Genomic DNA, 25,217 nt, shown 5'->3' on the forward strand with positions numbered 1-25,217 from the left:
AGGGTGCCGAAGGTCCTTCTGGTCGGCCCGGCCGGCGAGCAGGTCGGCATCGTCCGCGTCGAGGACGCCCTGCGTCTTGCCACGGAAGCAGATCTGGACCTGGTCGAGGTCGCACCTGGGGCGAATCCGCCCGTCTGCCGTCTCATGGACTACGGCAAGTACAAGTACGAAGCCAACATGAAGGCGCGCGAGGCCCGGAAGAATCAGGCCAACACGGTCCAGAAGGAAATCCGGATGGGCCTGAAGATCGATAAGCACGACTACGAGACCAAGCGTCGCAACGTCGAGAAGTTCCTCTCGGGCGGCGACAAGGTCAAGGTCATCATCCGCTTCCGCGGCCGTGAGCAGTCGCGCCCCGAGATGGGCATCAAGCTGCTGGGCCGCATGGCGGAGGACGTCGCCGAGTACGGCTTCGTCGAGGCGCACCCGCGCCAGGACGGTCGGTCCATGGTGATGGTCCTGGGCCCCCACAAGAAGAAGGCCCAGGCGATGGCCGAGGCGCGCAAGCGCAAGTCCGACGCCGAGAAGGCAGCCAGCACCGAGCAGGCGCCCCAGGACACGGAGAGCACCGGCGGCCCCCCCGCCGAGCCCGTCGAGTCCTGACAGACACTGAAGGAGATACGGCACATGCCGAAGAACAAGACCCATTCGGGCACCAAGAAGCGCGTCCGCGTGACGGGCTCCGGCAAGCTCATGCGGGAGAAGGCCAACGCGCGCCACCTGCTCGAGCACAAGTCTTCGAACCGCAAGCGCCGCCTGGGCAGCGACACCACCGTCGCCAAGGCCGATGTCAAGCGCATGAAGAAGCTGCTGGGCCGCTGAGCCCCCGTGCGGGATCGCTCCCGCACCCCAGAACTCGTCACCATCGAAGGAGAATCACGTGGCACGCGTGAAGCGGGCGGTCAACGCCCATAAGAAGCGTCGAGAGATCCTCGAGCAGGCCAGCGGCTACCGCGGTCAGCGCTCTCGCCTGTACCGCAAGGCGAAGGAGCAGGTCCTCCACTCGCAGACGTACAACTACCGCGACCGCAAGAAGCGCAAGGGCAACTTCCGCCAGCTCTGGATCCAGCGCATCAACGCCGCGTCGCGCGCGAACGGCATGACCTACAACCGACTCATCCAGGGCCTCGGCCTCGCGGGTGTCGAGGTCGACCGCCGCATGCTCGCCGAGCTCGCCGTCAACGACGCGCCGGCCTTCGCCGCGCTCGTCGAGGTCGCCAAGAACGCCCTCCCCAAGGACGTCAACGCTCCTGCCGCCTGATCGCGCGGACGTCGACTCCATGAGCACCACGGAACGCCCGGACGACCGGACGATCTCCTCGCCCCGATCCGATCGGGTGCGGCGGATCGCCGGGCTGTCCGGGCGTTCCGCGCGTCGCCGCCACGGCCTGTTCCGCGTCGAGGGCCCGCAGTCCGTGCGCTCCCTGGTGGAGCATCGGCCCGATGCGGTGGAGGAGCTCTTCCTCACCGCCGAGGCGGCGTCCGACCACGGCGAGATCGTCGACCTCGCCGGGGCCGCCGGCATCGCGGTGCGTCCCATCGCCCCCGAGGCGCTGCGCGCCATGGTCCGCGACCAGGACGCCGCCGGTGCTCTCGTCAGCCCGCAGGGCGTGGTCGCGACCGCCCGCACCGCCGCCGTCGATCTCGCGCTCGAGGACGCCCTCGCCGCCCTGCCCGCCGCCGGGGAGCCCGCGACCGTCCTCGTCCTGCACGAGCTGCGCGATCCCGGCAACGTCGGCACCCTGATCCGCGCGGCCGATGCCGCCGGCGCGGACCTCGTCCTGCTCACCGGCGCCAGCGCTGACGTGCTGGCCCCCAAGGTCGTGCGCTCGAGCGCCGGCAGCCTCTTCCATCTGCCCGTGGCCGGCGGCGCCGACGCCGAGCTGCTGTACCCCGCCCTCCGCGCGGCAGGCGTGGCCATCGCCGCCACCAGCGGCTACGCGCAGGACGAGCTCTTCGCCGCCGAGATCCCCGCCCGCATCGCGTGGGTCATGGGCAACGAGGCCCGCGGCCTGCCCGCGGCGGTGCTCGCCGATGCGGACCTCGCCGTGCGCATCCCGCTGGCCGGCGCCGCCGAGTCCCTCAACGTCGCGACCGCCGCGACGGTGTGCCTGTTCGAGACCCTGCGCCGCCGGGGCCGGGAGTGAGCGCCCTGCTGCGACGCGGCGCCGCCCTGGCCATCCCCGCCGCGCTGGTCCTCGCGATCGTCACCGCCCTGCTGGGCCTGCTCGTCACGGGCGCCGCCTCCGGCGACCGGCTCGTCCCCGCCTCGCCCCTGGTCACCTGGGGCATCCCCGTCGTGCGCGCCCTCCACCACCTGGGTCTGCTGCTCGCCGTCGGCGCCGGCGGGACGGCCGTGCTGCTGATGCCCGGCCCCTCGCGCAGCCGGGTCCTCGACCTCGCCCCGCCCCCGAGCGGCACCGCGGCCGGCGGCGTCGGGCGCGGCGCGGTGCTGCGGCTGGGCGCGGCGGGGGCGGCGCTGTGGGCCGCGGCCTCGCTGGTCCTCGTCCCGCTGGGCGCGCTCGAGGCCACCGGCGCCGGCACCGACCGCGACCTGTGGCAGCTGGCCCTGAGCATGGACCTGGGGCGCATCCAGCTCGCCGTGGCGATCGCCGCGGCCCTCGCGGCGCTGCTCATGGGCCTGGCCCGCTCGACGGTCGCCGGGTGCTGGGGCCTGGCCTTCGCCGGCATCGGCGCCGCCCTGCTCGGGCTGGCCGGCCACGCCGGTGCGAGCCTGGACCACACCAACGCCGTCAACGCCATGGCCGTGCACATCGTGGCCGTCTCCGTCTGGGCCGGCGGGCTGCTGGTGATCGGGCTGCTGCAGGGCTCCCTCTCCGCGGCGGACCGCGTCGCGGTGGTGCGGCGGTTCTCCCCGTGGGCCCTGGCCGCCGTCCTCGCCCTGGCCTTCAGCGGCGTGCTCAGCGCCTCCCTGCGCCTGGACTCCCCGGCCCAGCTGCTCACCGAGGGCTACGGCCGCCTGGTGCTGCTCAAGGCCGTGCTGCTGAGCGTGCTCGCCGTGCTGGGCGCCCTCCAGCGCCGGCACCTGGGCGATGCGGTCCGCTTCCGGCACCTCGCCGCGACCGAGGGCGCCCTGCTCGCCGTCGTCATCGGGACCTCGATCGCCCTGGGCCGCACCGCCCCGCCGGTGCCGCAGGAGATCCCCGCCGACGGTGCGCTGCGCGTGCTGTCCCTGGTCGGCTTCGAGCCTCCCGCCCGCCCCTTCTCGATCCTCACGCTGCTGACCGGCTTCGAGCCCGACTGGACGGCGCTCGCGCTGGCCGGACTGCTCGGCGGGCTCTACCTGGCGGGCGTCCTCCGGCTGCGGCGGCGCGGCGACGCCTGGTCGCTCGCCCGCACCGTGCCCTTCCTGCTGGGCTGCCTCGCCTTCGCCTGGGTGATGAGCGGCGGGCCGGGCGCCTACGGCCGCTTCCGCTTCGACGCGCACATGGTCCAGCACATGGCGATGATGATGATCGTGCCGCCGCTGTGGGTCCTGGGCGGGCCGGTCACCCTGCTCTCCCGCGCGGTGGCCCCGCGCACCGACGGCTCCCGCGGCGTGCGCGAATGGGTGCTGGCGGCGCTGCACTCCGGCTACGCCCGGGTGCTCTCCACCCCGCCGCTGGCCGGGGCGATCTTCGCCGGGTCCCTGGTGCTGTTCTACTTCACGCCCCTGTTCGAGCTGGCGATGCGCACCCATGTCGGCCATGTCGTGATGACCGTGCACTTCCTCGCCTCGGGCTACCTGTTCGCCTGGGTGCTGATCGGCGTGGACCCCGCCACCCGCCCCGTGAACCCGATGCTGAAGCTCATGACGCTCCTGGTGACGCTGAGCTTCCACGCCTTCTTCGGCGTGGCCGTGGTCTCGGCCACCTGGCTGATCGCCCAGGGCTGGTACACGGACCTCGGCATGTACTCGGTGCCGCAGCTGACCGAGATCCAGAAGCGCGGCGGCTCGATCATGTGGGGGATCTCCGAGGTCCCGACCCTCGCCTACGCGATCATCCTCGCGATGACCTGGGTCCGCTCCGATGCGCGGCGCGCCCGCCAGTGGGACCGCAAGGCCGACCGCGACGGCGGCGCGGAGCTCGAGGCCTACAACGCCTACCTCCAGAGCCTGCGCGGCGAGGCTCCCGCCCCGCCGAGCGATGCGGGCCCGGGAGCCGGTGCGAGCGCGCAGGACGGTGCCGGCGCCGGGCCCGAGGCGGATGCCCGCCGGAGCTGAACCTCGCCGGAGGCGCGCCGCCGGGGCGGTTCAGGAGGCGTCGAGCACGCGGGTCGCCGCGAGACGGTCGTGCAGGCCCAGCCCGGGGGAGAGGACCACGGACCCGATCATCGCCCCGAGCAGCGGGTAGGTGAGGACCGCGGCCGCCAGGGTGGCCGGGGCCCGGGTGTCGAAGTCCCCCCATGCGGCGCCGAGGGCGACGGTGTGCCCCAGCTGCCACGGGATCGCGATCTTCACCGTGCTGCGCAGCAGGGCCCGGCGGAACGAGATCCCGCCCGGTCCCGGCGGCTCGCCGGGGACGCGGGCCGCGACCTGCAGGGATTCGCGGCGCTTGCCCCAGGTGGCGGCGTGCGGCCCGGATTCGGCGCGGGCCGCCCAGCACGCCGCGAGGACGGGAGGGAGGGCGCTGGCGGCGGTGACCACGGGGCGCAGCACGGCGGGATCGGTGATCCTGCGGGAGACGACCACGCCGAGCGGCACCATCGCCGCAGCGATCCCCAGGTAGCCCAGGCAGTCCCGGGCGTACGCCCGCCCGCGCCGGAGCCCCAGCGCGGACGGGCGCAGGCGGGTCATGACAGCCAGTCCCCGCGGGCGCGCTCGAGCTCCGCGCCGATGGTCGTGGACGGGCCGTGCCCGGTGTGGACCACCGTCTCCGGCGGCAGGGTGAACAGGCGATCCCGGATCGAGGCCTCGATCGTCTCCCGCGAGGAGAAGGAGCGTCCCGTCGCGCCGGGCCCGCCCTCGAAGAGGGTGTCGCCGGTCAGCACGAGGCCGAGCTCCGGCACGTGGTAGCAGGTCGAGCCCGGGGAATGGCCCGGGGTGGCGATCGCGACCATGTCCACTCCCGCGATGGAGAACTCGTCGCCGTCGGCGACGTCGTCGTCCCAGGGGAGATCGCCGTGGGTGAGCTTCCACAGCTCCGCATCGTCCGGGTTCAGGAGCATCGGCGCCTCGAGGGCCTGGGAGAGCTCCGGCGCCATCCGCACGTGGTCGTCGTGGGCGTGCGTGAGCAGGATGCCGACGCACTCGCGATCGCCGACGAGCTCGCGGACGGCGGCCACGGAGTGCGGGGCGTCGAAGACCACGCACTGCTCGTCGTCGCCGAGCACCCAAATGTTGTTGTCGACTTCGAAGGTCTCCCCGTCCAGCGAGAAGGTCCCCGAGCTCACGGCGTGGTCGATGCGCGCGCTCATGCGGGGGCCACCGCCGATCCGTTCTTCACGACCGTGCGCAGCACGTCGCCGTGGTGCAGGCAGTTCAGGGCCTCCTCGACGCCGGCGAGGTCCGTGGTGCCGGTGACGAAGCGGTCCAGCGGCAGGCGGCCGCCCAGGTACAGGTCGGTGAGGTAGGGGAAGTCCCGCTCGGGGAGGCAGTCGCCGTACCAGGAGGACTTCAGGGCGCCGCCGCGGCCGAACACGTCCAGCATCGGCAGCGTCAGCTCGACGCCGGGGCGGGGCACGCCCACCAGCACGACGCGACCGGCGAGGTCGCGGGCGTAGAAGGCGGTCTCGTAGGTGGCGGGGATGCCGACGGCGTCGATCACCACATCGGCCCCGAAGCCGCCCGTGAGGGCCTGCACCTTCTCGACGATCTCGTCGCGGGAGAGGCCCGCGGTGTTGATCGTGTGGGTCGCGCCGAGGTCCTTCGCGGCCTGCAGCTTCTCCTCGACGATGTCGAGGCCGATGACGGTGGTCGCCCCGGCGAGCACCGCGCCGGCGATCGCGGCGCTGCCCACGCCGCCCAGGCCGATCACGGCCACGGACTCGCCGCGCTGGACGGCGCCGGTGTTCAGCGCCGCGCCGAGGCCCGCCATGACGCCGCAGCCCAGCAGGCCGGCGACCTCGGCCGGGGCGTCGGGGGAGACCTTCGTGCACTGGCCCTCGTGGACGATGGTGCGCTCGATGAAGGCGCCGATGCCCAGCGCCGGCGACAGCTCGGTGCCGTCGGCGAGGGTCATCGGCTGCGAGGCGTTGTGGGTGGCGAAGCAGTACTGGGGGACGCCCTTGCGGCAGGCCCGGCACTCGCCGCAGACGGCGCGCCAGTTCAGCACCACGTAGTCGCCGACCTCCACGTGGGTGACGGCGTCGCCGACCACGGCGACCCGGCCGGCGGCCTCGTGGCCCAGCAGGAAGGGGAACTCATCGGAGATGCCGCCGTCGCGATAGGCGAGGTCGGTGTGGCAGACGCCGCACGCGTCGATGTCGACGATGACGTCGTGGGCGCCGGGATCGGGGACGACGACGTCCACGAGCTCGGCGGGCTGCTTCTCCGCACGGGCGATGACGCCCTTGACGGTCCAGGACATGGGGTGCTCCAGACTCCTCCGAGGAGGGGTAGACGGTGTCCCCACCAGGCTAAGCGGTCCCGGCGGCCCGGGCGATCCGTTCCCGCGGCGCGAGGCCCCCGGCCCAGCTCCTAGAATGGTCGGCGGTGCGGGCGCGCCCCGCGGCGCCCCTCCCCGCACGCCAGCCCACCGGACGAAAGCGATCCCCGTGTCCGAGACACCCTCGAACCCCGACCTCCCGGTCATCGACGAGCCGACCATCGGCGCGGCCGTCGACGCCGCCCTCGCCGCGATCGCCGCGGCAGGCACGACCGCCGCCCTGAAGCAGGTGCGCATCGACCACGTGGGCGATGCCAGCGTGCTGTCCACGGCGAACCGTGCGATCAAGGACCTCCCGAAGGACCGCAAGGCGGCCGCCGGCAAGCTGGTGGGCCAGGGCAAGGGCCGCGTGCAGCAGGCCCTCGCCGCCCGCCAGGCCGAGCTCGCCGCCGCCGAGGAGGAGGCCGCGCTGGCCGAGGAGACCGTGGACGTGACGGTCCCCACGGACCGCCGGCCCCGCGGCGCGCGGCATCCCCTGCGCACCCTCGAGGACCGCATCGCCGACTTCTTCGTCGGCATCGGCTGGGAGATCGCCGAGGGCCCCGAGATCGAGGCGGAGTGGTTCAACTTCGACGCCCTGAACTTCGACGCGGACCATCCGGCCCGCCAGATGCAGGACACCTTCTACGTCGCCGGCCCCGACGGCGGCGAGGACTCCGGCCTGGTCCTGCGCACCCACACCTCGCCGGTCCAGGCGCGCGCCATGCTCGAGCGCGGCGCCCCGCTGTACATCGCCTGCCCCGGCACGGTGTTCCGCACCGACGAGCTGGACGCCACCCACACGCCCGTGTTCCACCAGGTCGAGGGCCTGGCCATCGACAAGGGCCTGACCATGGCGAACCTCGTGGGCACCCTGGACGCCCTGGCCGCCCACCTGTTCGGCGGCGCGCCCATCACCCGGCTGCGCCCCAGCTACTTCCCCTTCACCGAGCCCAGCGCGGAGATGGACTTCCGCTGCTTCTCCTGCGACGCCCGCGAGGGCCTGGACCACGACGCGGACCCGGCCTGCCGGGTGTGCGGCGGCACCGGGTGGATCGAGATGGGAGGCTGCGGGATGGTCAACCCGGCCGTGCTGCGCGCCTGCGGCATCGACCCCGAGGAGCACCAGGGCTTCGCCTTCGGACTCGGGATCGAACGGATCCTCATGCTGCGCAACGGCGTGAAGGACATGCACGACATGGTGGAGGGCGACGTGCGCTTCCCCCAGCACTACGGGACGGAGATCTGACATGCCCCGCATTCCTCTCACCTGGCTCGCCGACCACGTCGCCCTGCGCGACGGGGCCGATGCCGAATCGGTCGCGGCCGACCTCGTCTCCGTCGGCCTCGAGGAGGAGGCGATCCACGGGGCGCAGGTCACCGGCCCGCTCGTGGTCGGCCGCGTCCTCGCCCTGGTCAAGGAGCCCCAGAAGAACGGCAAGACCATCAACTGGGTGCGCGTGGACGTCGGCCCGGAGCACAACGAGGCCCTCGACTCCCCGAAGGACCCGCAGCCGGGCGACGAGGTCCCCAGCCGCGGCATCATCTGCGGCGCCCACAACTTCGTCGAGGGCGACCTCGTGGTCGTCTCGCTGCCCGGCACCGTGCTGCCCGGGCCGTTCCCGATCGCGGCCCGCAAGACGTACGGCCACGTCTCCGACGGCATGATCTGCTCGGGCGAGGAGCTGGGCCTGGGCCCGGATCCCGACGGCGAGGACGGCATCATCGTGCTGGGCCGCGGCCACGCCCGCGGGCTGGACGCCCAGCCCGGGGACGATGCGATCTCCCTGCTCGGACTGGGGGAGGAGGTCGTCGAGATCACCGTCACCCCCGACCGCGGCTACGCCTTCTCGATGCGCGGCGTCGCCCGCGAGTACTCCCACGCCACCGGGGGCGCCTTCACCGACCCGGCCGCGGCGATCACGGTGCCGGAGGCCTCCGGTCCCGGCGTCGAGGTGCTGCTCGAGGACGAGGCGCCCATCCACGGCCGCCCCGGCTGCTCGCGCTTCGTCGCCCAGACCGTCACGGGCATCGACCCGCAGGCGCCGTCGCCCCGCTGGATGCAGCAGCGCCTCACCCTGGCCGGCATGCGGCCGATCTCCCTGGTCGTGGACGTCACCAACTACGTGATGCTGGACCTGGGCCAGCCGATGCACGCCTACGACGCCGCGCAGCTGGTGGCGCCGATCCGGGTGCGCCGCGCGCATCCGGGCGAGAAGCTCGAGACCCTCGACGACAAGCCCCGCGCCCTGCACGGCGAGGATCTCGTGATCGCCGACGGCGGCGGCACCGGCGATCGCGCGATCGGCATCGCCGGCGTGATGGGCGGCGCCTCCACGGAGGTCTCCGCCGCCACCACCGACGTGGTCCTCGAGGCCGCGACCTTCGACCAGGTCAGCGTCGCCCGCTCGGCGCGCCGGCACCGCCTGCCCAGCGAGTCCTCCAAGCGCTTCGAGCGCGGCGTGGACCCGCAGCTGCCGGCGCTCGCCGTGCGCCGCGCCGCCGAGCTGCTGGCCGAGCACGGCGGCGGCACGATCGCCTCCGAGCGCACCGACGTCGGGACCGTCCCGGCCCGCGCGGCGATCTCGCTCCCCGTCGGCGCCGCCGAGCGCCTGGTCGGCGTCGCCTACACGCCCCAGCAGGTCGTCGAGAGCCTCGAGAAGATCGGCGCCCGGGTCGAGGGGGAGGCCGCCGCCGGCTCCGTGCTCACGGTCACCCCGCCCAGCTGGCGCCCCGATCTGCGCTTCCGCGAGGACCTCGTGGAGGAGATCGCGCGGCTGGTCGGCTACGAGGGCATCCCCTCGATCCTCCCGCAGGCTCCCGGAGGGCGCGGCCTCACCCGCGCCCAGCGCGGGCGCCGGTCCGCCGCGCTCGCCCTCGCCGAGTGGGGGCTGACGGAGGTCACCTCCTATCCCTTCGTGCCCGAGGGGATCTTCGACGCCCTCGGCTACCCGCAGGACGACGAGCGCCGCACCGCGGTGCGGCTGCTGAACCCCCTCGCGGAGGACGAGCCGCTGCTGCGCACGGCGCTGCTGCAGACGCTGCTGCCCACCGCGAAGCGGAACCTCGGCCGCGGCCAGGAGGCCGTCGCGATCCAGGAGATCGGCACCGTCTCGCGGGCCTCCGGGGCCGCGGTCCCGATCCCGAGCGCCGCCGCCCGTCCGCGCGAGGACGAGCTGCGCGCGATCGATGCGGCGATGCCCCCGCAGCGCCGCCACCTGGCGGCCGTGCTCGGCGGGGCCAGCGGCCCCGGCTCGTGGTGGGGCTCGGCGGAGGACTGGGGCTGGGCCGATGCGATCGAGGCGGCCCGCCGCGTCGCCGCCGCCGTCGGGGCCCGCCTCGAGGTGCGCCAGGACCAGCTCGCCCCGTTCCACCCGGGCCGCTGCGCACAGCTGCTCGCGGAGGACGGCACCCTCATCGGCCACGCCGGGGAGCTGCACCCGCGGGTCGTGAAGGCCTACAGCCTGCCCGCGCGCTCCGGTGCGCTGGAGCTGGACCTCGACGCGCTGATCGCCTCCGCGCCGGCCGTCGTCCGCGCCGAGCCCGTCTCGACCTACCCGCCGGCCAAGGAGGACTTCGCCTTCGTGGTGGACGCCTCGGTGCCCGCGAGCGCGGTCGAGGCCGCGATGGTGGTCGGCATCGGCGACCTGCTCGAGTCGATCCACCTGTTCGACGTGTACACCGGCGACCAGGTCGGCGAGGGGCGGAAGTCCGTCGCCTTCTCGGTGCGGCTGCGCTCGGAGACCGGGACGCTCACTGCGGAGGAGATCGGGGCCGCGCGCACCCGCTGCATCGAGGCGGTCTCCGCCGCCGTCGGAGGCGAGCTGCGGGCCTGAGCAGGCCAGCCGCGGGACGGGAGCTCGCCGAGTCCCGTCCCGCGGGGCATCCGCGCAGCGGCCTCGACGAGGGATGCTGTCGCGGGCTCAGCCTCGACGTGGCCCGCCGTGCCTCCACGATCGAGGGACCGTCCGGCTCCCCGATGGCGTAGCGGAGCGAGGGCTGACCGCCCTGTACATGCACGGACGGTGACAGGGCAGGTCGGTGCCTCCATGGACGCGCTCGCGGAGATCGCCTGGCGCCCTTCGCAGCCTCCTCCGGGGCAGCGGCTCGAGCCGCTGCGCCCGCCGCCCTGGAGGGCGGCGGGCAGGCCCGGCTCAGGCCACCGGCATCATGACGGCGGCCGGCTCCGACGTCCGTCCGTTGGGAGCGGTCGCCCGCAGCAGCAGCTCCACCGACGTCTCGCCCTCCTGCACGGGGACTTTCTGCAGGTAGCAGCGGTCTGCGGTGATCCGCCCGAGCCAGACCAGCTGCGCGGCATCCTCGGTGCTGCCGCGGCGCAGGACGTCGTAGTACGCGACCGAGCTCTCGATGTCCCAGATCAGGCGTGCCTCGGCCGATGCTCCGTCGGGGCGGAGCCGGCTGTCCTCGAGGACGAGGCCGGTCGGTGCTTCGGGGGTCTGCTCCTGGAGGTGGTTCGCGGACACGGCGAGCTCCCCGATGCGAAGGTCGACATCGGTCCCGGCCGGCGCTGTGACTGCGAGGGAGACACCGACGATCGTGCGCCCCTCCTCGCCGCCGAGGCCGATGACAGCCTGCTGCCAGTCCGAGCCCGTGCGTGTGGTCCGCCATCCCGCCGCCCACGAGCTCGTCGGCTCCCAGCCGCCTCGGCCCCAGCCGCGGCCGCCGCTGCCGTAGCCCCAGGTCGGGCCGAAGTCGTCATTCTGCGGGAGGTCGTCGAGGTCGTGCCATGTCGTCGTGCCCGGATCGTCCTCGAAGACGAGGCCCAGGGACAGGTGCGCGACCGAGCGGGAGGTGTAGGTGAGACTCGCCCAGGACTCCGCGGGGAGTTCGAGCTCGGTGCGGTACAGGCGGATCTCGACGCCGTCGTCGTCCTGGGGAGTGCCCGTGATCGAGAGGCTCGCACCGCCGTCGAACGCGGCGCTCAGGTCGTAGTCGACGTCGAGCGGACCGGTCACGGGCTCGCCCGTGGTGAGGTTCCGCGTCCAGAACTGCCAGGTCGGCAGGAGGTCCTGGATTCCCAGGTTGTACCAGGGCTCCGCCGAGCTGCGTCGCCCGGCGAGGGAGAACTGATCCGAGGCACCGGTGTTGAAGCGGGTGAGGAACGGCAGCTCGGCGACGGCGGAGCGGGCGTGGACGTAGTCCGCCATCCCATAGAGGCCGATCGGGCCGTCGGCCGGGAGCGCCGGGTTCTGGTGCGGACCGGACCAGAAGCGGCGCTCGCCGCGGTAGACGGCGTGGCGGACCTCTTCGAAGTCGGGCAGCTCGCCGCCGTGGGCGTCCTTCAGCTCCGCGTGGACGCGGCGGGTCGTCTCTGCGGTGAGGCTGAACAGCGCGGTGCTGCCCAGCGGCTGGCGGGAACCGTGGGGCGGGATCGCCTCGGCGAGCGGGGACCGGGTCGTGTCCACGCCGATCTCTCCCCGGAACCCCTCGAGCTCGATCCCGAAGAAGACCTGCCCGTAGGGGTCGATGTCGGTGACGGCGAGGGTGTCCCTCGTCGTGTCCAGGTAGTCGGACCAGCTGTAGTCCAGGAACCAGCTGTCGGCCGCATCGGGGGTGGTGAGGTAGTCCGCCTGCTCCTGCGAGATCGATTGCCAGTCGGCGTAGCTGCGCCCATCGGGATTCGGGCCGTAGATCTGGAGGTGGATCTCGAAGCCGCTCATGCGGGCGCGCTCGTGCATCGACTGGAACATGGCGAGCAGGAGAGGCTTGTCCGCCGAGTCGACGACGCCTTCCTCCATGTCGAACATATATCCGTCGAAGCCGAAGTACGCGGCGAGATCGACGAGGCGGTCCCCGACCGGGAAGGAGCCGTCCGGGTCCTGCCGAAGCATCGCGTCCCGGGAGAAGTTGGTCGGCCCGGAGTTGAACATGAAGGCGAGGCAGCGCCCGCCGTTGCGGTGGACGACGTCCGTCAGGGCCGCGTTGGGGACGGCCGTGAACACCTGCCAGTAGGAGACGAGGTCGCGATACTGGTGGAAGCGGGGGACCTGCACGTCGCGCGCGTTCCCTGCACGGAAGTCGTGGGCGTACGTGAACCCGTCCGCTCCGTGCTCCACGAAGCTGTAGAACTCGGAGAAGTCAGCCACCTGAGGACGGGCGTCGAGCTCCGGCTGAGCTGCCAGGAGGGACGGGTCGGTGACGCGACGAGCGCGCGGCACGAACGAGCGGTGATGGGCGAGATCCGCGTTGCGGTAGTCGAAGGCAAGGAACTCGTCGAGATCGGTACGGCTGTCGAGGTAGAAGGCGAAGGAGCCTTCGCCGTCCTCGCGGGGCCATTCGCGGAAGAGGGGAGCGATGGAGTCAGGGTCGCCGCCGGCGGCCCGGGAAGCAGGGGTCGGCATCGGGGATCCCGGGAGGTAGGGGACAGCGCCGACGGTGGCCGCCACGGCGCTCATGCGCAGGACGGTCCGTCGGGTGAGGGGGTGGCGTGAAGGTCGAGGGGAACCGGGACGGTGGGATGACATCGGGAGCCTCCTTGCTCGCGCGATCGAGGTGCTTAACCGCTGTAGTTCAGCGTAGGCGTCGCTGTCCTCGCTGTCCACGGAGAGCTGGAGGGGCCGTTGTCTTCCGCGGCCCCTCCAGCCTTCATCGGAACGAGACCCCGAGAAGCATGGTGCGCTGTCTGCTCGTCAGGCCTTGGACGGAGTGAAATCCGTGACCGTTCTGATGAGGTTGTTGTAGCCGTCCACGCGCGGGAAGTAGTCGATATCTGAGGCCTCTTTCAGTCCGGACCACTTCTTCGTGGTGAACATCCCCCCGGCGCCGTTGGACTGCACCGGGATATAGGGCGCCTCATCGGCTACCGCCTGCTGCAGGATCTGGCAGTTCTCCGTGATCTTCTCGACCTGGTCCGGAGGTGTCGTGGTGATCGCCATGATCGCATCGTTCGCCGCGTCAGGCATCTTCCACCGGCCGTAGTTGCCGTCCGCCGTCTCGTCGCCGATCTCATAGATCTTGGTGTGCATGTACATGGTGAAGGCCTGGAATGCTCCGCCCGCGGCGTTGGTCGTCCACAGCGAGAGCTCGTAGTCGCCCTTGGCCTGCGCGGGTCCGAACACATCCGGGGGGAGCGGCGTGAAGGCGACTTTGAGTCCGAGGTTCTTCGACCACTGGTCCACGACGATCGGCATCGTGGTCATCTCCGCCGGATTGTCGTTCTGGATGTGGAGCTTGAGAGGATGCTCCGTGCCGTCCTTCTCGAGGTTTCCGGCCTCGTTCACCGTCCAGCCGGCGTCCGCGAGCTCCTTCTTGGCGGCCTCGAGGTCAGGCATCATCGAATCCTTGAACTCGTCCTTCAGCATCGAGGCGTAGATGCCGGTGTCGAGCCCGGTGATCGACGGGACCGTGTAGGCGATGCCCGCGGCCTCGGCGACGATGTTCATGTCAGCGGCGGCGCGCAGGGCGCGACGGACCGCGACGTCCTGCGTGGGTCCCTTGTGCGTGGCCATGATGATGCCGCGGGTCGAGCCGTCCGGGTAGTAGTAGTACCCGTTGTGGTCTTCCATCGTGACGAAGTTGGTCACGACGCCGGGCGCCCCGCCCTGGGACCAGTCGACGTCTCCCTTGGTGATCTGGGACTCGATGTTGCCGGCTGTGCCGGACGGTACGAGGTGGACCTCGGTGAGCTCCGGGGCGATCTCGCCCCAGTAGTCGTCGCGGATCTCGATCTCGATCTGCTGCCCGGCGAACTTCTTCAGCCGGCCGGGACCGGTGCCGACGGGGTCGCGGTCCTGGTAGTTCTGGCGGTCGAGATCCTTGTAGATGTGCTCGGGGTAGATCGGGAAGTACAGCGACAGCGGAAGGTCCTCGGTGTACTGCGGCTCGTTGTAGGTGACCACGACGGTCTTCTCGTCGGGTGTCTCGATCGCCTTCGCGAGCCAGGGGAGATTGCCGTTCTCGTCGGGCGTGGTCCCAGGCTCCTCGAAGATGAACCCATAGGTGAAGGCGACGTCCTTCGAGGTGAACTTCTCTCCGTCGTTCCAGGTCACGTCGTCTCGCAGGACGTAGGTCGCGACCTTGCCGCCCTCGGTGTACTCGACGCTCTCGGCGAGGTTCGGCGCGAGCTTGGAGCCGTCCGTCGAGGAGATGCGGAAAAGGGTCTCCCAGAACAGGGCGTTCCCGGGCGCGGAGTCGCCGCCGCCGAAGACGTTGAAGTTCTCGGGGAAGACGTTCGACGTCGCGACGGTCGCGCCGATGCGGAGGATGCCGTCGTTGTCGATCGTCCCCTCCGTGGCGCGTGCGCCGGAGCCGCCTGCGGGATCCGAGGTCGTCCCTGTGTCGGATCCTCCGCCGCAGGCGGCGAGAGCAGATGCGGTGAGCGCCGCAGCGCCGAGGCCGAGAATCGAGCGTCGATCGAACGAGGTGCGCGTCATGCGCTGTGTCATGGAACTACTCCTTCTTCGCAGAGTTCGTGGGGGTCCGAGATCGGTCAGACGACGCGCGTTCGTAGTCGGCGTCGTCCTCCGCCTGCCAGCAATGCACCGTGTGGGAATCCCGGATGCTGCGGAACAGGGGGAGGTCTTCAGAGGTGCACTTCGGCATGGCCACGGGGCACCTGTCCGCGAATCGGCAGCCCCGGATGTCCGACGTGTTGTCGACCGGTCTCGAATCTGCGATCGGCTCGTGCGTCGGCTTCCCGGAGCCCTTGTACCGGGCGGGATCGGGAGCGGCGCTCAGCAGCAGCTTCGTGTACGGATGCACCGGCGCGGAGATGATCGACTCAGTGCTGCCCGCTTCGATGATCTTTCCGCCATACATCACGTTGATGCGGTCGGAGAGGTATCGCGCGCTCGCGATGTCATGCGTGATGTACATGACCGCGACCTTCTCGGACTCCCGCAGGTCGCTGAGCAGGTTGAGCACATCGAGGCGGATCGAGGCGTCGAGCATGGAGGTCGGTTCGTCCGCGAGCAGCACCTTCGGGTTCACTGCGAGAGCACGGGCGATGGCAACGCGCTGACGCTGTCCGCCGGACAGATCTGTCGGATAGCGGTCGAGATATCGAGAAGTGGGGGTCATGTTGGCTCGCTCGAGGAGCTCTGCGGCGCGCGCCCGGATTCCTGCCCGTCCCAGCCGAGGGAAGTGGATCTTCACGACGCGCGAGATGATGGTTCGGATCTTCTTGAGCCCATTGAGAGACGCGAAGGGATCTTGGTAGATGAGCTGCACGTTGCGGTAGTACGCCCGCTCGGCGCGTCCTCCACGGACTCGGATGGGTGTTCCGTCGTACAGCAGCTCCCCGCTCGTGGGCCGGTAGATGAGTGCGAACAGCCGAGCGATCGTGGTCTTTCCGGAACCGGACTCGCCCACGAGCGCGCTGATCTGCCCGGGGTAGAGGGCGAGGTCGACGCCGTCGAGAGCGCGGATCGTCACGGCCCGACCATGGCTGTCGGTGCCGTGGAAGTGCACGTGCACGTCACGAGCTTCCAGGACGGGCACTTCGTCGTCGTCGGGCCTCCCGAGGCTGCGTCGCGAACAATCCTCCTGCCCGCGAGCAAGCTCGGGGACGGGACTGCGGTGTGCGGGCGAAGTCATGCGCTCTCCCCTCCCTCCGGTGCGTGGTCGCCCGAAGCGGCGGCCTGCTGACGCGCACGTTCGGCCTCGTCGAGCTCGCCGTTCGTGATGAAGCATGCGCTGCGCCCTTGGGGGATCTCGCGCAGCTCCGGGGGCCGCTCATGGCAGACGGGCATGGCGAGCTCGCAGCGTGGGGCGAATGCGCAGCCCGACGGAAGGTCGAGCAGGTCCGGCGGGGATCCGGGGATGCCCGAGAGACGCCGGACCGGTTCCGACAGCGGGGGGAACGCGCGGCGCAGCGCCCGCGTGTACGGATGCTTCGCGTCGTGATGGAGTCGCGCTGCCGTCCCCACCTCGACGATCTTCCCCCCGTACATGATCGCGATCCGGTCGGAGATCTCGAGCAGCAGGGAGAGGTCGTGGGTCACGAAGACGACGGCGAAGCCGAGACGCTCCTGGGCGGCGAGCACCTGGTCCAGGATCTGGCGCTGCATGACGACGTCGACGGCCGTGGTGGGTTCATCCATGAGCACCAGGTCCGGGTCGCAGGCGAGCGATAGGGCGATGAGGGCTCGCTGCTGCATGCCGCCCGAGAGCTGGAACGGGAAGGCGGTCAGCCGGTCGCGGCTGATGCCGACCATGGTCAGCAGGTCACCGGCCTGCGCCAGGGCCTCCTTCTCACCCAGGCGGGGGTCGTGGGTCCGGATGACGTCGGTGAACTGCTCTCCGAGGCGGATCACCGGGTTCAGGCTCGCCATGGCGGACTGCATGACCACGGAGACCTTCGTCCAGCGGTAGGGCGCGAGCTCCTCCTCGTCGAGGACTGCGAGGTCGACGGGAGGCTCGTCGCCCCCGGGGTGGTACCAGATCGAGCCCGCGCTCGTGGCGGCGGGCATGCGCTGCAGTCGTCCGAGGGCGTTGAGCAAGGTGGACTTCCCGCTCGCCGACTCGCCGGCGACCCCGAGGATCTCGCCGCGCTTGAGCGTCAGCTCGATCTCATCGCAGGCACGGATGTTCCCTGCCTCGGTCACGTAGTCGACGGACAGGCCGCGGACGTCCAGAAGGATGGGCGATCTGTCGAGCCGGTCGAGGATCTGGGCCTCGGTCTCCTTGTTCTGGGGGACGGTGAGGGTCATCGCACAGCCACCTCCTGGGGGGCCTGCGCAGCGGTCCGGCGTGCCTTGTCACGCAGGAAGATGCGCATGAGCTTCATCCGCTTGCTGGAGAGCGTGGGGTTGGTGATCTCGTCGAGACCGAAGTTGACCATCGTGGTCGCGAAGCCGATGAGGCACAGCGCGAGGCCCGGTGGGACGAACCACCACCAGAGGCCGCGGAAGAGCGCGTTCTGGGTCATCGCCCAGTTGATCATGAGGCCCCAGGACGGCTCCGAGGGGTTGCCGATGCCGAGGAAGGCGAGAGCGGCCTGCTGGTTGACTCCTGCGGCGATGAGGCCGAGGAACAGCGGGGAGATCACTCCGAGCAGGTGGGGCATGACCTCGACGAGGATGATGCGGGCACGGGATTCGCCGACGGTGCGCAGGGCGGTCGTGAAGTCCCGGCCGCGCAGGCTCATGGTCTGAGCGCGGATCTGGCGCGCGCCGCCGGACCATTCGATCCCGCCGATGACGATCGAGACGAGCAGCCAGTTCGCGTTCTGGAACGCGGCGGCGACGATGAACAGCAGCGCGAATGTCGGGAAGTTTCCGAATACCAGGATCGCGCCGTTGAGGATCTTGTCCGCCAGGCCGCCGGAGAACCCGGCCCATGCGCCGATCACGATGGTCAGAACCGTGCCGATGATCGCGGACGCGAATCCGACCAGCATCGAGGTCCGGGTGCCGTGGAGCATCCAGGACAGGACGTCCTGTCCCTGGCTGGTGGTGCCCAGCCAGTGCGTGGAGTCGGGAGGGCCACCGGTGAGGTGCTGGTAGTCGACGTCCTGGGGTGACATCGCCAGGACGGTGCTGCTGAACCAGGGCCCGAAGATCGCGACGAGGGTGAAGACCGCGATGATGGCGAGGCCGATCTGCACCTTGCCGATGAGGAGAAAGCGCTTCAGCATGTCAGTTCGCCTCCCGGGTGCGCGGATCGAGCAGGACGTAGACGGAATCCGCGATGAAGTTGAAGAGAAGGGAGGCGAAGATGACCATGAGCATGACGCCCTGCATGATGGGGTAGTCGCGGGCGGCTTGCGCGCCGGTCAGGAGCGAGCCGATGCCCGGGTAGATGAACACGGTCTCGGCGAGGATGACTGCGGTGAGCGCTCCGCCCATGCTCTGCGCGAGCCCGGTGAAGTTGGGCAGCAGGGCATTGCGAGCGGCGTAGCGGTTGCGGATGCGGTTCTGTGCCAGGCCCTTGGCGCGGGCGAGCTGGACGTAGTCCTCATTGACGGTCGTGATCATCATGTTGCGCATCGAGAAGAGCCAGCGCGCAAAGCCGACGATGATCAGGGTGAAGAAGGGCAGCGCCCCGTGGTGCAGGACGGAGAGCAGGAACGACGGGCTCAGCAGATCGATGTCCAGGGAGTTGTCGTAGGCGCCTTGGTTCGGGAACCAGCCATGGGTGTAGGCGAAGTACCAGACGATCAGCAGGCCGAGCCAGAAAGCCGGGATCGAGCTGAAGAACATCGAGACCGGAGTGACGATCGCATCGAGCCGGCGTCCGGGCTTCCAGCCGAGCCGCGCGCCGAGGTAGGTCCCGACGATCCAGCCGAGGATCGTCGAGAAGATGGCCAGATAGAGAGTCCAGGGCAGGGCCTTTCCGATCATCTCCGTGACGGTGATCGGGTAGTACTGCGCGGACACTCCGAGGTCACCCTTGAAGAGCTGCGAGATGTAATCCCAGAACTGCAGGGCGAGAGGGCGGTCGGGATCGCCATAGCGGGCCTTGATGAGGCGGGTCTGGTAGCCCGAGGGCGGTGCACCGGTCCGGTTGGTGATCTCACGGATCATCTGTGTCGCCGGATCTCCCGGCATGAATCGCGGAAGAATGAAGTTCAACAGCACGCTGGCAATGGCCACGACGGCGTAGAGCGCGAGGCGCTGACCGAGGAACGAGAGACCTGCGAGTCGCCCGGTCCACGTCCGGCGGGGACGGCGCATTTCGTCGGATCTCGTGTCAAACGGTGCGTCGGCGCCGGGCGGAGGACCCGCGGGCGCCGGAGCATCCGGAACGGCAGAACCGGTCATGATCACCACCTTGTGAAAAGGACGCTCCGCGACTCCGGCGCAGTCGTCGTGACTGGTTGTCCTGCGTCACTATAGCGCTTAAGCTCAGGCGCATCGTGCGCCGCTGCCGAGGTCGACCTTCCGGGCGGCCGGGCGCGGGTGTGCGTGCCTCCCTCTGACCTGGAGGGACGGTGGAAGCGCCGGGCTCGAGCCCGGAAGTGAACGGAGGACACCGATGTCAGCATCCGCATCTCGCCGCACATTCATCACCGGAGCAGGAGCCGTCGCGGCCGCGACCCTCGGCGCGGGCTCGGCCGCGGCTGCTCCGCCTGAGCACTCGCAGGGCACCGGGGCGGGGGAGGGGGTCACAGGGCGCGGAAGCATGCCCGACCATGCGCAGCGTCCGGCCCCGGCCTCCGGGAAGGTGCTGCCGGAGCTCGCCCCGCCGCTCGAGTTCGCCTACTTCCGTACGTGGCATGATCGGGCCGTGGACCCTGCGCGCCCCAACAGCTTCGCGGACGTTCCGCCGGAGATCGATGTGGTCTTCGTCTTCCCTGACTACACCCCTGACGACAGTCCTTTCTGGGCCACGCTGCGTGACGAGTACGTCCCTCACCTGCATGCGCAGGGCACCCGGGTCGTGCGGACGGTCGATATCGGCGCGATCCTGGACCCCGCCGTCCCGGCGACGCCGGAGGGATTCCGAGCCCACGCGGAGCATCTCGTGGCGACGCTCGTCGATGCCTGCGGGCTCGACGGGTTGGACGTCGACATGGAGCGCACGCTGAGCGAGGCCGAGACGGCCCGCGCGAGCGGCGTGTTCCGCGAGCTCGCGCGGCTGATCGGGCCGCTCAGCGGGACGGGCAAGCTGTTCATCTACGACACGAACCGCGACGGCTCCGTGCCGCTGTTCCGGCAGGCGGCCGACTGCTTCGATTTCGTGCTCGTCCAGTCCTATGGGCGGTCGCTCTCCTCTCTGCAGGGCACCTGGGACAGCTTCGCGGGGCAGATCGACCCAGCCCAGTACCTCATCGGGTTCTCCTTCTACGAGGAGCGCTCGACGAACCTCTGGGGTGATGCCGAGGAGCCGTTCGAGACCTCGCGCGCCGCCGCGTACGCGGACTGGCAGCCGGCCGGGGAGACGAAGGGGGGAATCTTCTCGTATGCCGTGGATCGGGACGGAGTCGCCGAGGGTGACGACGAGATCCGACGCACGGACTACAGCTGGTCGATCCGGCTCAAGGAGCGGATGCTGGCGGGGAGCTGAGCGCATCCGACCGCCGGACGACCTACGGGTTGGCTGATCATGCACTGAGCTGTATATAGTTGCTCCATGGATGCTCAGCCCCTCGTCGGTGACTCGTCGCGCCCCCTCTCCGCCTCCGGAGGAGGGGGCGCGCGTCCCCGCGTCGCGATCGTCGGCGCCTCCGGCTACGCCGGGGGAGAGACGCTGCGCCTGCTCGCGGACCACCCGGCCCTCGAGGTCGCGACCCTGGCCGCCCACTCGAGCGCCGGGAAGCGGCTGTCCGAGGTCGCACCGCACATCGACCTGGGCCGCGACCCGGAGCTGGTCCCGTCGGACGTGGAGAACCTGCGCGGGCACGACGTCGTCGTCCTGGCCCTGCCGCACGGGCAGTCCGGTGCCCTGGCCGCGCAGCTGCGCGCGGAGGATCCGGACGTCCTCGTCGTGGACCTCGGGGCGGACCATCGGCTCGAGAGCGCCGAGGACTGGGCGGAGTACTACCGCAGCGAGCACTCGGGCACCTGGACCTACGGCATGCCCGAGCTCCCGCTGCACGACGGCCCGGGCGGCGCCGCGCGCCAGCGGGAGCTGCTGCGCACCGCCCGCGAGATCGCCGTCCCCGGCTGCAACGCGACCGCGGTCTCCCTCGCCCTGGTCCCGCTGGTGCGGGCGGGGCTGGTGGACCCCTCGGCCCTGGCGGCCGTCCTGCCCGTGGGGTATTCCGGGGCGGGGCGCTCGGCCAAGCAGCACCTGCTGCTCTCCGAGGCCGCCGGCGGCGCCGTGCCCTACGGCGTCGGCGGCACGCACCGGCACATCCCCGAGATCCTCCAGAACGTGCGTCGCGCCTCCGGCGTGGCGGACGCCCGGCTCACGTTCACGCCGGTCCTGGTCCCGATGAGCCGCGGCATCCTCGCCGTGGCCACGGCCCCTGCCCTCGAGGGCATCGGGCAGGACGAGGTGCTGGCCGCGCTGCACGCCGACTACGCCGACGAGCACTTCATCACCGTGCTGCCCGCGGGCTCGTTCCCCTCGACCCAGCAGGTCACCGGGGCGAACACCGTGCGCATCGGCGCCACGGTCGACCGCCGCAGCGGCGTGGTGACCGTGATCAGCGCGATCGACAACCTCGTCAAGGGCACCGCGGGCGCCGCGGTCCAGTCCCTGAACCTCGCCCTGGACCTGCCCGAGGGCACCGGACTGACCCGCACCGCCCTGGCTCCCTGAGCCCGGCCCCCGAACCCGCCGTCCCCCGCCCGTCCCCTCGGAGGAACTCCATGTCCATCACCGCACCCCAGGGCTTCCGCGCCGTCGGCGTCGCCGCCGGCATCAAGGCCGCCCCGAAGCTCGATCTCGCCCTCGTCGTCAACGACGGCCCGCTGGACGTGGCCGCCGGCGTCTTCACCACCAACCGCGTGCAGGCCGCGCCGGTGGTCTGGTCCCGCCAGGCCGTGGCCGACGGCCGCGCCCGCGCGGTGATCCTCAACTCCGGCGGGGCCAACGCCTGCACCGGCCCCGAGGGCTTCGCCGACTCCCACCGCACGGCCGAGCACGTCGCCGAGCTGCTCGAGGTCTCCGCCCAGGACGTCCTGGTCGCCTCGACGGGCCTGATCGGGGAGCGCCTGCCGATGGACGCGCTGCTCGAGGGCGCGCGCACGGCCGCGGGGGCGCTCGCCGCCGGTCCTGCGGCCGATGATTCCGCCGCCCGCGCGATCATGACCACCGACACCGTCCCGAAGCAGGCCTCCGCCACCACCGCCTCCGGCGTCGTGGTCGGCGGGATCGCCAAGGGCGCGGGCATGCTCGCCCCGCAGCTGGCGACCATGCTCGTGGTGCTGACCACCGACGCGGTGATCAGCGCGGAGGCCGCCGATGCCGCCCTGCGCGAGGCCACCCGCACCACTTTCGACCGGGTGGACTCCGATGCCTGCATGTCCACCAACGACACGGTGCTGCTGCTGGCCTCCGGGGCGAGCGGCATCGAGCCCGGCGCCGAGGAGCTCGCCGACGCCGTCCGCGCCGTCTCCGCGGATCTCGCCCGCCAGCTCGTGGCCGATGCCGAGGGCGCCAGCCACGACGTGCACGTCGTGGTGACCTCCGCGACCTCGGAGGCCGCGGCGCTCGCCGTCGCCCGCGAGATCGCCCGCTCCAACCTCGTCAAGGCCGCGATCTTCGGCAACGACCCCAACTGGGGGCGCATCGTCGCCGCCGCCGGCTGCGTCCCCGAGGACGTCGCCCCCTTCGACCCGGCCGCTCTCGCCGTGAGCGTGAACGGCGTGCAGGTCAGCCGGGGCGGGGGCGTCGGCGAGCCCCGCGAGAGCGTGGACATGACCCCGCGCGAGTGCCTTATCGAGGTCGACCTCGGCGCGGGCGATGCCACCGCGGACATCTGGACCAACGACCTCACCCACGACTACGTCGAAGAGAACAGCGCCTACTCCTCATGAGCACCGACGCCTCCACGCCGCCGATGGCCGGCAAGAACCCCCTGGCCCAGCTCGACGACGCCCGCACGCAGGCGCGCGAGAAGTCCGAGGTCCTCATCGAGGCCCTGCCCTGGATGCAGCGCTTCCGCGACCGCATCGTGGTGGTGAAGTACGGCGGCAACGCCATGATCGACGACGAGCTGCGCCGCGCCTTCGCCGCGGACATGGTCTTCATGCGCTCGGCCGGGATCCATGTGGTCGTCGTCCACGGCGGCGGCCCGCAGATCACCGGCATGCTCGAGCGGGTCGGCAAGAACAGCGAGTTCCGCGGAGGGCTGCGGGTGACCGACGCCGAGACGATGGACATCGTCCGGATGGTCCTCGTGGGGCAGGTGGGGCGCGAGCTGGTGGGTCTGATCAACCAGCACGGCCCCTACGCCATCGGCATGTCCGGCGAGGACGCCCGGCTGTTCTCCGCGGTCCGCCGCGGCACCGTGGTCGACGGCGAGGACGTCGACCTCGGCCATGTGGGCGCCGTGACCGATGTGCGCCCCGGCTCCATCCGGGACCTGCTGGACGCCGGCCGCATCCCGGTGATCTCCTCGATCGCCCCGGAGATCGGCGCCGACGGCGTCCCCACCGGCGAGGTCCTGAACATCAACGCCGATCTCGCCGCGGCCGCGATCGCGCAGGGCCTGGACGCGGAGAAGCTCGTCGTTCTCACCGACGTCGAGGGGCTGTACGCGCAGTGGCCCGACCGGTCCTCGCTGATCCACGAGATCGCGGCGGCGGAGCTGCGGGACATGCTGCCCTCGCTCACCGCCGGGATGATCCCCAAGGCCGAGGCGCTGCTGTCCGCGGTGGACGCGGGCGTGCGCACGGCCGCCATGATCGACGGCCGCATCGAGCACGCCGTGCTGCTGGAGGTCTTCACCACCGAAGGCGTGGGAACGATGGTCAGGAGGGACGACTATGTCTGAGCAGAGCACCGCCCCCGAGCAGGGCGCCCCGTCCGCGCAGGGCGCCCCGTCCGAGCCGGGCGCCGCGACCTCCGGCACGGGCATCGCCGACCGCTACCGCGAGGCGATGATCCCCGTCTTCGGCACGCCCCAGCGGGTGCTGGTGCGCGGCGAGGGCGTGCACGTCTGGGACGACGAGGGCCGTCAGTACCTCGACCTGCTCGGCGGGATCGCCGTGAACGCGCTGGGCCACGGCCATCCCGCCCTGGTCTCCGCGATCACCAAGCAGGCCGAGACCCTCGCCCACGTCTCCAACGTCTTCGCCTCCGCCCCGCAGGTCGAGCTCGCCGAGAAGCTCCTGCGCCTGGCCGATGCCCCGGACGGCTCGGGCGTGTTCTTCGCGAACTCGGGCGCCGAGGCCAACGAGGCCGCGTTCAAGATCGCGCGCCGCACCGGGCGGCCGCGGATCATCGCTCTCGAGAACGCCTTCCACGGCCGCACCCTGGGCGCTCTCGCGCTGACCCACAAGGAGGCCTACCGGGCACCCTTCGCGCCGCTGCCGGGCGGGGTCGAATGGCTCCCGGCCGGGGACGTCGAGGCGCTGCGCACCGCCCTCGCCCCCGGCGACGTCGCCGCGGTCTTCGCCGAGCCCATCCAGGGTGAGGCCGGGGTCCGCCCGCTGGGCGCCGACTATCTGCGCGCCCTGCGCGAGCTCACCCGGGAGGCCGGCACCCTGCTGGTGCTGGACGAGATCCAGACCGGCATCGGCCGCACCGGGCGCTGGTTCGCCCACCAGGGCGTGCCCGGCGTGGTGCCCGACGTCATGACGCTGGCCAAGGGGCTCGGCGGCGGCTTCCCCATCGGCGCCGCGATCGCCTTCGGCCCCGAGGTGCGCGGGCTGCTCACCGCCGGGCAGCACGGCACCACCTTCGGCGGGAACCCGCTGGGCGCCGCCACCGCCCTGGCCGTCCTCGGCACGATCGAGGAGGAGGGCCTGCTCGAGCACGTCCGCGCCACCGGCGAGGCGCTGGTGCGCGGGATCGACGCGCTCGAGGACCCGCGGATCCTCGGCGTGCGCGGCGAGGGCCTGCTGCGCGGGGTGATGCTCGCCGAGCCCCTGGCCCCGCAGGTCCTGCAGGCCGCCCTCGAGGCCGGGTTCATCATCAACGCCCCCGAGCCGACCACGCTGCGCCTCGCGCCGCCCTTGATCATCACCGCCGAGGAGCTCGGCACGTTCGTCGCGGCGCTGCCCGCGCTGCTGGACCGCGCCGCGCAGCTCGCCGGCGCCGAAGAAGGGAACTGAG

The 25,217-nt window shown here is 71.4% G+C and carries 21 protein-coding genes; 12 read left to right on the plus strand and 9 right to left on the minus strand.

Annotated elements, in window-relative coordinates; all coding sequences use genetic code 11:
- Positions 1–3: 3 nt before the first annotated feature.
- From infC to BF93_RS04195, 5 genes are read left to right on the plus strand one after another with little or no spacing between them, the layout of a single operon-like run.
- Positions 4–603: a translation initiation factor IF-3 gene (gene infC, locus BF93_RS04175; protein WP_038370806.1), complete on the plus strand. Its 600-nt coding sequence runs from the start codon at positions 4–6 to the stop codon at positions 601–603.
- Positions 604–627: 24 nt separating this feature from the next.
- On the plus strand, positions 628–822 hold the full coding sequence (gene rpmI / locus BF93_RS04180) for a 50S ribosomal protein L35 (protein WP_038370807.1): 195 nt from the start codon (positions 628–630) through the stop codon (positions 820–822).
- Between the two features lie 58 nt (positions 823–880).
- On the plus strand, positions 881–1,261 hold the full coding sequence (gene rplT / locus BF93_RS04185; protein WP_038370808.1) for a 50S ribosomal protein L20: 381 nt from the start codon (positions 881–883) through the stop codon (positions 1,259–1,261).
- Between the two features lie 19 nt (positions 1,262–1,280).
- Positions 1,281–2,147, plus strand: a complete 867-nt coding sequence (locus tag BF93_RS04190) for a TrmH family RNA methyltransferase (RefSeq protein ID WP_038370810.1) — start codon at positions 1,281–1,283, stop codon at positions 2,145–2,147.
- Positions 2,144–4,225, plus strand: coding sequence for a bifunctional copper resistance protein CopD/cytochrome c oxidase assembly protein (locus tag BF93_RS04195; RefSeq protein ID WP_038370811.1), 2,082 nt, complete (start codon positions 2,144–2,146; stop codon positions 4,223–4,225). Before BF93_RS04190 ends, BF93_RS04195 begins: the two co-directional genes overlap by 4 nt.
- Before the next feature lie 30 nt (positions 4,226–4,255).
- Here BF93_RS04195 and BF93_RS18820 read toward each other — a convergent pair whose 3' ends face one another.
- The 3 genes from BF93_RS18820 to BF93_RS04210 are packed head-to-tail and all read right to left on the minus strand — an operon-like array spanning position 4,256 to position 6,530.
- Positions 4,256–4,798 (minus strand): hypothetical protein, encoded by a 543-nt coding sequence (locus tag BF93_RS18820; RefSeq protein ID WP_051486500.1) that lies wholly within the window; start codon positions 4,796–4,798, stop codon positions 4,256–4,258.
- The gene (locus BF93_RS04205; protein WP_038370812.1) at positions 4,795–5,418 is read right to left on the minus strand and encodes an MBL fold metallo-hydrolase; all 624 of its coding nucleotides are present in this window, start codon (positions 5,416–5,418) and stop codon (positions 4,795–4,797) included. The genes BF93_RS18820 and BF93_RS04205 overlap by 4 nt, the downstream gene beginning before the upstream one ends.
- A complete protein-coding gene (locus BF93_RS04210; RefSeq protein ID WP_038370813.1) occupies positions 5,415–6,530 on the minus strand; it encodes an S-(hydroxymethyl)mycothiol dehydrogenase in 1,116 nt (371 codons plus the stop codon). Before BF93_RS04210 ends, BF93_RS04205 begins: the two co-directional genes overlap by 4 nt.
- 187 nt (positions 6,531–6,717) lie before the next feature.
- Between BF93_RS04210 and pheS the strand changes: the two genes are divergently transcribed.
- Together pheS and pheT are read left to right on the plus strand one after the other, a co-directional pair.
- The gene (gene pheS, locus BF93_RS04215; RefSeq protein WP_038370814.1) at positions 6,718–7,836 is read left to right on the plus strand and encodes a phenylalanine--tRNA ligase subunit alpha; all 1,119 of its coding nucleotides are present in this window, start codon (positions 6,718–6,720) and stop codon (positions 7,834–7,836) included.
- A 1-nt stretch (position 7,837) separates the two neighbouring features.
- Positions 7,838–10,423 (plus strand): phenylalanine--tRNA ligase subunit beta, encoded by a 2,586-nt coding sequence (gene pheT / locus BF93_RS04220; protein WP_038370815.1) that lies wholly within the window; start codon positions 7,838–7,840, stop codon positions 10,421–10,423.
- A 318-nt stretch (positions 10,424–10,741) separates the two neighbouring features.
- On the opposite strand, the gene BF93_RS04225 is transcribed toward pheT, so the two are convergent.
- The 6 genes from BF93_RS04225 to BF93_RS04250 form a co-directional block, all read right to left on the minus strand.
- Positions 10,742–13,003, minus strand: coding sequence for an endo-beta-N-acetylglucosaminidase (locus BF93_RS04225; protein WP_038370816.1), 2,262 nt, complete (start codon positions 13,001–13,003; stop codon positions 10,742–10,744).
- Between the two features lie 234 nt (positions 13,004–13,237).
- Positions 13,238–14,992, minus strand: a complete 1,755-nt coding sequence (locus BF93_RS04230) for an ABC transporter substrate-binding protein (RefSeq protein ID WP_198025338.1) — start codon at positions 14,990–14,992, stop codon at positions 13,238–13,240.
- Between the two features lie 4 nt (positions 14,993–14,996).
- Positions 14,997–16,142: an ABC transporter ATP-binding protein gene (locus BF93_RS04235; RefSeq protein ID WP_084148242.1), complete on the minus strand. Its 1,146-nt coding sequence runs from the start codon at positions 16,140–16,142 to the stop codon at positions 14,997–14,999.
- Positions 16,139–17,257, minus strand: a complete 1,119-nt coding sequence (locus BF93_RS04240; RefSeq protein WP_051486502.1) for an ABC transporter ATP-binding protein — start codon at positions 17,255–17,257, stop codon at positions 16,139–16,141. The genes BF93_RS04235 and BF93_RS04240 overlap by 4 nt, the downstream gene beginning before the upstream one ends.
- A complete protein-coding gene (locus tag BF93_RS04245; protein WP_038370817.1) occupies positions 17,254–18,183 on the minus strand; it encodes an ABC transporter permease in 930 nt (309 codons plus the stop codon). Before BF93_RS04245 ends, BF93_RS04240 begins: the two co-directional genes overlap by 4 nt.
- A 1-nt stretch (position 18,184) precedes the next feature.
- Entirely contained in the window at positions 18,185–19,309 is a 1,125-nt protein-coding gene (locus tag BF93_RS04250; RefSeq protein ID WP_084148243.1) for an ABC transporter permease, read from the minus strand.
- Positions 19,310–19,670: 361 nt separating this feature from the next.
- Here BF93_RS04250 and BF93_RS04255 point away from each other — a divergent pair, with 361 nt between their 5' ends.
- The 5 genes from BF93_RS04255 to BF93_RS04275 all read left to right on the plus strand — a co-directional run bounded on the left by BF93_RS04255 (position 19,671) and on the right by BF93_RS04275 (position 25,216).
- Positions 19,671–20,555 (plus strand): EndoS/ChiA family endoglycosidase, encoded by an 885-nt coding sequence (locus tag BF93_RS04255; RefSeq protein WP_051486503.1) that lies wholly within the window; start codon positions 19,671–19,673, stop codon positions 20,553–20,555.
- Positions 20,556–20,621: 66 nt separating this feature from the next.
- The gene (gene argC / locus BF93_RS04260; protein ID WP_084148244.1) at positions 20,622–21,755 is read left to right on the plus strand and encodes an N-acetyl-gamma-glutamyl-phosphate reductase; all 1,134 of its coding nucleotides are present in this window, start codon (positions 20,622–20,624) and stop codon (positions 21,753–21,755) included.
- A 50-nt stretch (positions 21,756–21,805) separates the two neighbouring features.
- Positions 21,806–22,975, plus strand: coding sequence for a bifunctional glutamate N-acetyltransferase/amino-acid acetyltransferase ArgJ (gene argJ / locus BF93_RS04265; protein ID WP_038370819.1), 1,170 nt, complete (start codon positions 21,806–21,808; stop codon positions 22,973–22,975).
- Positions 22,972–23,934, plus strand: coding sequence for an acetylglutamate kinase (gene argB / locus BF93_RS04270; RefSeq protein ID WP_038370820.1), 963 nt, complete (start codon positions 22,972–22,974; stop codon positions 23,932–23,934). Before argJ ends, argB begins: the two co-directional genes overlap by 4 nt.
- Positions 23,927–25,216, plus strand: a complete 1,290-nt coding sequence (locus tag BF93_RS04275; RefSeq protein WP_084148245.1) for an acetylornithine transaminase — start codon at positions 23,927–23,929, stop codon at positions 25,214–25,216. The genes argB and BF93_RS04275 overlap by 8 nt, the downstream gene beginning before the upstream one ends.
- Position 25,217 lies beyond the last annotated feature (1 nt).

It is taken from the genome of Brachybacterium phenoliresistens (assembly GCF_000576425.1).
Lineage (GTDB): Bacteria > Actinomycetota > Actinomycetes > Actinomycetales > Dermabacteraceae > Brachybacterium > Brachybacterium phenoliresistens.